Origin of the sequence: Prosthecobacter sp., from assembly GCF_014879935.1 — a bacterium.
In the GTDB taxonomy this organism is placed as follows: Bacteria; Verrucomicrobiota; Verrucomicrobiia; order Verrucomicrobiales; family Verrucomicrobiaceae; genus Prosthecobacter.
Window position 1 is genome coordinate 1 of record NZ_JACSRD010000070.1, and the last position, 7,910, is coordinate 7,910.

Sequence of the window (7,910 nt, forward strand, 5' to 3'; positions counted from 1 at the left end):
ACCTCGTCTCGTTCATCTCCTCTTCTTTTTCAACCTCTTGCTGAAAACCCCTTAACTTAACGACATTGATTCGTCATTCGTCATTCGTCATTCGCCATTCACCCTCCGCCGCCTCGCACACACGCCCAATCCCAGCAGCACCAGGAGAGCGCTGGCCGGCTCCGGTACGGCGGCGAAGTTGTTGTTCACCACAAAGTCCGCCACGCTGGCCCCCATCGTCTGGCCATCCTCCGCCGAGGTGCGGAACTGCGTGCCGCCATACACCCCGCTCAGCGCCGCCTCGTCCGACGCCTGGCTGAAGCTGGTGAAATCCCGCGTCAGATCCACGCTGCCGTCGCCATTGATGTCGCTGCCCAGGCTGAAGGACTGGCTGTCACCGAGATAATAGGCCAGCGTCGCCGCCGCGGCCTCGCTCAGCGTCGCTCCGAGCGCCACGTATTCGGGCAGAGAGGGCGAGGCGATCAGCGGTGCCCAGAACGCGTCCACCGTCGTGTCGTCGTTGCCATCGGCATCACCATTCGCGATGGCCGTCTCCGGCCGCCAGAACTGCATGTCGTAGCTGGCCGCCATGCCCGCGATGCTCGCGTCCGCCAGCGTCACATTCAGGGCTGCGAAAAGACGGGCCGTGTCCGCCACCGACAGACCCGCGTTCAGCGCGGCGGCTTCCGCGACTTGATTCCACATCCCAGTCACTTTCACCGTGCCGTCTCCCGCCGCCCAGAAATAGGCCTGGTCCGTCTGATCCGCCGTGCGTGTCGGGCTGAACAGCGCCCCCAGCTCCTTCACCTCATTGTAATCACTGCCATACGGACCGCTCTCATCCTGCACATACGCAGTTACGGAGCCGCCCGGCGGCGTTCCCAGATAGCCGCCCGTGCCCGGAATCGCAAAGGTGCCCACCGTTCCCCAGCCCGGCAGCATCGCGCTGGAGGCCGAGGTCGGCTGCCAGTAGCCGATCGTGCCCACCGGCGAATACGGCGTCGATCCCGCGTCCACAGCGCCGTCAGCCGCACGCCACGTGAGCATCTCATTCGCAATGCTCGCGCCCCAGGCGATGCCGTCCGTCTTCGCTTGTCCGTCCGCGATCAGGCCCATCTGCGTGTCATACAGCGATGTGAAACCGGCCGCCCCGCCCGAGTAGAGGCTCTGCATCACCGTGTTCGCCGCCGAGATCATCGCCGCCTCATAGGACGCTCCCAGCGGGCCCGAAACCCCGGGGGCCGAGTAAGTGCCGAAGCCGTAGGTCTCATAGCCGCCGCGGATGCTCTCGCTCGCGTTGAACATCGCTGTGTGCAGGATCGCCAGATCCCGGGCCATCATCGGGGCCTCCGTCCCGCTGCGCATCTCCGTCAGCGCCAGCGCGTTCCACTCCGTCACCAGATCCGCCCGCGCTGCGGTGACCGCAGTCAGCAGCAGGGCCAAAGCGGCCTGCAGGGGGCGAAAAGAGGGGCGGAAAGCGTTCATTGGGGGGGGCGAATCAGAGAAGCCTATTATAATTTCAATAATCCAGCAAATGCTTTCGTCCTCCTAAGCATCCCCTCAAACGCACTGGCCTGTCCGCAGGCGGAAATTGCCTTTGACCTTCGCCCTCCCAGCCGGACAATCGCCCCCGTCACGACAGGGGCGTCCCACTGCAGGGACTGAGACGGATCTTCCTCGATCCGAACCCTCCGAACCTGATGCGGGTCATGCCGCCGAAGGGAGCTCGCTCGGAGGTATCTCAGTTTCTTCAGGTCAGGTTCCCCAACTTGAAACTTGAAACCTGAAACTTGAAACCCTCTCCCCACGGTCCCCCGCCTCTGACATCTCACGTCTGACCTCCGACTCTCCGCCCTTAGCCCTACGCTCTCCGCTTTATGATCGCCGACCCCAAGACCTCCTTCGAGCCCCATTCCTCCGAGCAACTCCCCGCCTCCACCCGCGTCTATGTCGAGGGGCAGATCCACAAAGACGTCCGCGTCCCCATGCGCGAGATCGCTTTGAGCCCCACGAAGGCCTTCAACGGCCGCATCGAGGTCAATGAACCCGTGCGCGTCTATGACACCTCAGGCCCTTGGGGCGATCCCTCCTACAAAGGCACCGTCGAGGAAGGCCTGCCCGCCTTGCGCAAAAACTGGATCCTCTCCCGCAACGACGTCGAAGAATACACCGGCCGCGCCATCGAGCCCCGCGACAACGGCTACCTCACCGCCAACCACGCCGAATACGCCGCCGCCAAGCGCGAAGGCCTCCTCAGCCCCCTGAAGGCCCCCATCAATGCCCAGCGCAATCCCCTTCGCAGCACCGGCAAGCCCGTCACCCAACTCCACTACGCCCGCCAGGGCATCATCACGCCCGAGATGGAGTTCATCGCGATTCGCGAGAACATGAAGCGGTTTCAAGTTTCAGGTTCCAAGTTTCAAGTGTCGGACCTCAAGGACGACATCGTGCGCAATGACCTGCTCAAGCAACACGAAGGCTCAGGCAACTTGAAACCTGAAACTCACAAACTTGAAACTCCCGCAATCTTCCGGCGCTTTCCGCAACGAATCCCCGAGGAAATCACGCCGGAATTTGTGCGTTCGGAAGTCGCCGCCGGCCGCGCCATCATCCCCGCGAACATCAATCACCCCGAACTCGAGCCGATGATCATCGGCCGGAACTTCCTCGTCAAAATCAACGCCAACATCGGCAACAGCGCCGTCGCTTCCAGCATCGAGGAAGAGGTCGAAAAGATGCGCTGGGCTACCAAGTGGGGCGCGGACACCGTCATGGACCTCTCCACCGGCAAGAACATCCACGCCACCCGTGAATGGATCCTGCGCAACTCGCCCGTGCCCATCGGCACCGTGCCCATTTATCAGGCGCTCGAAAAAGTGAACGGCAAAGCCGAAGACCTCACTTGGGAGCTCTTCCGCGACACCCTCATCGAGCAGGCCGAGCAAGGCGTCGATTACTTCACCATCCACGCCGGCGTTCTGCTGCGCTTCGTCCCCATGACCGCCTCACGCATGACCGGCATCGTCAGCCGCGGCGGCAGCATCATGGCCAAGTGGTGCCTCGCCCATCACAAGGAAAACTTCCTCTACACCCACTGGGACGACATCTGCGACATCATGGCCGCCTACGACGTCTCCTTCTCCATCGGCGATGGTCTGCGCCCCGGCTCCATCGCCGACGCCAATGACAAAGCCCAGTTCGGCGAACTCGAAGTGCAGGGCGAGCTCACCCAGCGCGCCTGGGCCAAAGGCGTCCAGGTCATGAACGAAGGCCCCGGCCACGTCCCCATGCACATGATTGAGGAAAACATGGCCAAGCAGCTCGAATGGTGCCACGAGGCCCCCTTCTACACCTTGGGCCCTCTCACCACCGACATCGCCCCCGGCTACGACCACATCACCAGCGGCATCGGCGCCGCCATGATCGGCTGGTATGGCTGCGCCATGCTCTGCTACGTCACGCCTAAGGAACACCTCGGCCTTCCGAACAAGGAAGACGTCAAAGCCGGCGTCATCACCTACAAACTCGCCGCCCACGCCGCCGACCTCGCCAAAGGCCACCCCGGTGCCCAATACCGCGACAACGCCCTCTCCAAGGCCCGCTTCGAGTTCCGCTGGGAAGACCAGTTCAATCTCTCATTGGACCCCGTCACCGCCCGCGAATACCACGACGTGACGCTGCCGCAGGACGGCGCCAAGAGCGCCCACTTCTGCTCCATGTGTGGCCCCCACTTCTGCTCGATGAAGATCACCGAAGACGTCCGCAAATACGCCGCCGAACAAGCCATCTCCGAGGAAGAAGCTCTTCAGCGCGGGATGGCGGAGAAGAGCAAGGAGTTCGTCGAGAGCGGAGCCGAAGTCTATCAGCCAGCCTGATTTGAAGGATTGCCAAAAAGAGCTGCGTCACTGTAAACTCGACCCAAATCACAAGCTTCCCATTCACCCATGTGGCTCGATGACTTCTCTCAACACTTAGGCTGGCCATCCGCTGAGCGGGTGACTACGCCGAAAGGTGGAGGTCAAGAACACTATGCCCGGCAGATCAGAACTAAGATTGGTGATGCTCTGACCAGATTCGCAAAAGGTGTGACGATTGAGACTGGTCTCCTCACCTCCAACTCAGACGCCGATAGCTCTGAGGCTCCCATTGCGATTGTTTGCCAGTTCAGCCAAGCCGTGGGCGATCATGTGCTGCGCGAGGCTCAACGCCTCGCGTGGAACTTCACGCGAGCCTCGCTCCTGATCACCTTGGAGCCGCATCGAGTCCAGGCATGGAGTTCTGCGATGGCACCAAAGAAAGGCAAAACACAGCGCAAACTCGATGCCCTTCGCGCCCTTCCGCCGCTGGTGGTCGAACAAGGATCCAAAAGAGCCAGCTTGCTGGAGAGCGATGCCGCGCAGGTGTTGCACTGGGTCAACCTCGTGAGCGGCGACTTTGTCAAAGAACGTCCCACCAAGTTTCGCAAGGATGAGCGAGCAGATTCCAAACTTGTCGGCAATCTCCGCGCAGTCCGCACCAAGTTACTCGAAGGCGGTTTGGGCATGGAAAACTGCCATAACCTGCTCGCCCGACTCATCTTCACCCAGTTCCTTTTCCAGCGTCGCGACAGTGATGGAAATCCGGCCATCAGCCAGCGAGTGCTCGAAGGCCGTTTTGACGGTTCGTTGAAACGGTTCTATTCGGCCTCAACTGCCCTTCAGCAGATCCTTCAGGACAAGTCCGAAACCTATGCGCTGTTCCAATGGCTGAATGCCAAGTTCAACGGCGACCTCTTCACCGGAAAAGGCAGCACCGATGCCGAGCGCAAACAAGAGTGGGAAAAGGAAAAGAGAGATGTGTCCCAAGCCCATCTCAACATCCTCGCAGAGTTTGTCAGCGGCGAGATCGACTTGGGGACAGGCCAGACATCGCTATGGCCCGAGTATTCGTTCGATGCCTTGCCGTTGGAGTTCATCAGCAGCGTCTATGAGGAGTTTCTTGGCGAGGACCAGAAAGAGTCCAGCGCCTACTACACACCATCGCATCTCGTGGATTTTGTGCTCGATGGTGTGCTGCCGTGGGGGGGCACAGATTGGAAACTTCGAGTGCTCGATCCATGCTGCGGCTCAGGCATTTTTCTTGTGAAGTCATTCCAGCGATTGGTTCAACGGTGGCGTAATGCCAATCCTGGAGCAGACCCCAAAGCCGACGACCTTCGCACGATTTTGAGCCAGTTGATGGGCGTGGACCGCAATGTGGAAGCGGTTCGAGTCGCTGCCTTCAGCCTTTGCCTCGCCATGTGCGACGAGATTGATCCTCGTCAGTATTGGAAGAGCACCCTCTTCCCGCCACTTCGCGGCCATAGACTCATCGGTAGCGACTTCTTTGCCGAAGAGCACTCTGGCTTCAAAACACAGGAAGATGCCGCCTCCTGGGATTTGATCGTTGGCAATGCACCATGGAAAGGCGGAGCTCTCGCTGAAGATGCGTTAGCTACAAAGTGGGCCGAGAACAACGGCTGGCCCATTGCTGACAAGAATGTCGGTCCGCTGTTCCTCTCCAAAGCTGCCGCCCTCTGCAAACCGGAAGGCACGATATCCTTGATCCTCCCGGCCATGCCGCTGCTCTATCAGCGCAGCACCGGTCCCACGCTCGACTACCGTCGCAAGCTCTTTACCACCTGCACCATCGAAGAGGTTGTTAGCTTCACCCACCTTCGCGCTTACTTGTTCCCCGGCATTTCCGCCCGCGCCTGTTTGCTCACCATGCGCCCGGTTCCTTGCTCTGGTGAAACTGCCTTCACCTACATCTGTCCAAAGCCCCAAGGAAATGGTGAGGATGACTCATTGATCGCTATTGATCCGCAGGATATTCATACGCTGACCCACAGCGAAGGCATAAACGATCCGGTCATCTGGTCTGCGCTGCTTGTGGGTGGTCGAAGGGATTGGCGGCTTGTTAAGCGTCTAGCTGGTGAAGTGACGTTGTCCAAGCTCGCGAAAAAACCTCAGACCGATCCAATTGCATCTGCCCTTTTGATAACCAGAGATGGAATAAAGCGGACGAAAGGCACGCCTAGAATCGACAAGGAAATATTGGACAGACACATCTTAGAAGCTCCGGTTTTCCCGTCCGAGGGGAGCTTGTGGCTGGATGCCAAACAGTTGCCAAAAAATCAGAACTCCAAAGTCGAGGCGGAGTCCGCCAACAACTATGAAGCTTTCAACCCGCCACAGATGCTGGTGAAGAAAACCATCTTGAAAGAATCCGGAAGGTTCCAAGCAAGACTCGTTCGGCCTGCATCTGACAAGAAGGGCGTGATTGCAACAATGCGCTATGTATCAATCCACCAATGTCATGGCGGAGACGCTTGGCTTCGGAGCGCGTGTCTAGCTCTTAACAGCCGTCTGGCAACCTACTTCGGCCTGCTCTCCAGCAGCCGACTTGTTGCAAATAGAGCAGAAGCTCTGAGCGGCGATATTCTCGATGTGCCGCTACCACCTGCCGACCAGATTCCGGCTCTGGAGAATCTGAGCCTCGCTCAAGTCGATGGGGTGGTGGAGAAGGCGTTTTCTCTGTCCGAAGCCGAGTCTGCCTTGATCGCCGATTTGCTGGATGTCGTGTATCGAGATGGCGGTAAGGAGGGCAACGAGAAGCCTGGACGCCTCCCCACCCAGCGAGTGCTGAATGACAGTGCCGATGGAGAACTGCATGCTTATGCGGATTTCATGATCAAGTCGCTCCGAGCCACCTTCGGAAAGAGCAAGGCGGTGCGCGTGACCATCTTTGACGAAGATGCTGGGCAGTCCCGGCTTCCGCTCCGCATGGTTGCCGTTCACTTGGAGTGGCCCAATCAGCGCAAGCTAATCAAACACGATGTCATGACCTCCAAAGGCCTGCTGGCTGAAATGTCAGACTTCTTCAAGAAACGCCTTGGAGTCCGTTCTCGCTCTGGAGAGCCGCTAACAGCCGGAATCGGCTTCCAGCGAGTCGCACGGCTGTTTATCACTCATTCGGCTGAAGACGGCACCAAAGTTCCGACTGTTCTTCTACTAAAACCTGACCAGCGTCGTTACTGGACGCGGTCTCAAGCTCTCCGCGACGCTGATGAACTCGCGGCAACGATTCAATCTGCTGGAGCAACTCGACGAAGCAAAGCATGAGCCGACGCATCGTCACCATCTACGATCACGCATTTCCAGACGCCCCCGAATGGAACACAATCGCTGACGCTTGGTCGAGTGATGTTGTGGAATCCATTCTGTCACTCGTCTGGCAAGGCTACGACCGGATGAAGGCCAAGATTCTCAGCAAAGTGGACTTCACCCAGCCCTTGCACCAACTGGAGCGCATGCTCACCGATGCTCACGCAACTGAGATCACCTTGCTATGGAAAGCCAATCACAACGGGTTTGAGACCTTCTTGCCGAAACAAGAGCCGTGGGAGCCAAATAGCATCAAAAGCCCATCGGCCATGCCACCATCCTATGACATTGGATTTGAGAACGTGAATGATCCGCGTCTTCGCTGGCCCGTGGAAGCCAAGCTCCTCGCACGTCCGACGGATGTGAAACGCTACCTTGACGACCTGAAACTAAAGTATGTGCCTGGAGTAGGTGCCCCCTTTTCGGCTCAAGCAGCTCTGCTTGGCTATCTCATGGATGGCAAAACGAGTGATGCAGTTGCAGCCATTCAAGCGACACTTGGGGTTCCTTTGAATCCTTTTCCTCCATTCGCGAAACGTTCGCATCATACCAGCGAGCATCAAAGATCGGTTCCAGGCATCCAGAGTGGCAAGCCGCACACCTTCCTTTGTCATCACTTGGTAGCCGAACTGAAGTGATGAGTGTTTGGCGGCATCAGTCTGAAAAATTGCTTTCCTCTCTCGTCCCTGCTCCCGGGAAGCTGCGGGGCCTGAATCGAGCCCCGAAAGCCCCCTCCAGCCGTTTCCT

At 58.8% G+C, this 7,910-nt stretch carries 4 protein-coding genes and 1 riboswitch; of the genes, 3 read left to right on the forward strand and 1 reads right to left on the reverse strand.

Annotated features, from left to right (window positions below):
* Nucleotides 1-87 precede the first annotated feature (87 nt).
* On the reverse strand, nt 88-1,464 hold the full coding sequence (locus IAE77_RS03125) for a vanadium-dependent haloperoxidase (RefSeq protein ID WP_294221665.1): 1,377 nt from the start codon (nt 1,462-1,464) through the stop codon (nt 88-90).
* A 145-nt stretch (nt 1,465-1,609) separates the two neighbouring features.
* A riboswitch (TPP riboswitch) is annotated at nt 1,610-1,721 on the forward strand.
* A 135-nt stretch (nt 1,722-1,856) separates the two neighbouring features.
* On the opposite strand from IAE77_RS03125, the gene thiC reads away from it, so the two are divergent.
* The 3 genes from thiC (at nt 1,857) to IAE77_RS03140 (ending at nt 7,801) form a co-directional block, all read left to right on the forward strand.
* Entirely contained in the window at nt 1,857-3,854 is a 1,998-nt protein-coding gene (gene thiC, locus IAE77_RS03130; protein ID WP_294221668.1) for a phosphomethylpyrimidine synthase ThiC, read from the forward strand.
* A gap of 69 nt (nt 3,855-3,923) precedes the next feature.
* Nucleotides 3,924-7,121: an N-6 DNA methylase gene (locus tag IAE77_RS03135; RefSeq protein ID WP_294221671.1), complete on the forward strand. Its 3,198-nt coding sequence runs from the start codon at nt 3,924-3,926 to the stop codon at nt 7,119-7,121.
* Nucleotides 7,118-7,801 (forward strand): hypothetical protein, encoded by a 684-nt coding sequence (locus tag IAE77_RS03140; protein ID WP_294221674.1) that lies wholly within the window; start codon nt 7,118-7,120, stop codon nt 7,799-7,801. The genes IAE77_RS03135 and IAE77_RS03140 overlap by 4 nt, the downstream gene beginning before the upstream one ends.
* Nucleotides 7,802-7,910: the final 109 nt, after the last annotated feature.

Excerpts from the sequence above, each read along its gene's own strand:
- IAE77_RS03125 (WP_294221665.1), bottom strand. The coding sequence starts at position 1,464 with ATGAACGCTTTCCGCCCCTCTTTTCGCCCCCTGCAGGCCGCTTTGGCC.
- thiC (WP_294221668.1), top strand. The coding sequence starts at position 1,857 with ATGATCGCCGACCCCAAGACCTCCTTCGAGCCCCATTCCTCCGAGCAA.
- IAE77_RS03135 (WP_294221671.1), top strand. The coding sequence starts at position 3,924 with ATGTGGCTCGATGACTTCTCTCAACACTTAGGCTGGCCATCCGCTGAG.
- IAE77_RS03140 (WP_294221674.1), top strand. The coding sequence starts at position 7,118 with ATGAGCCGACGCATCGTCACCATCTACGATCACGCATTTCCAGACGCC.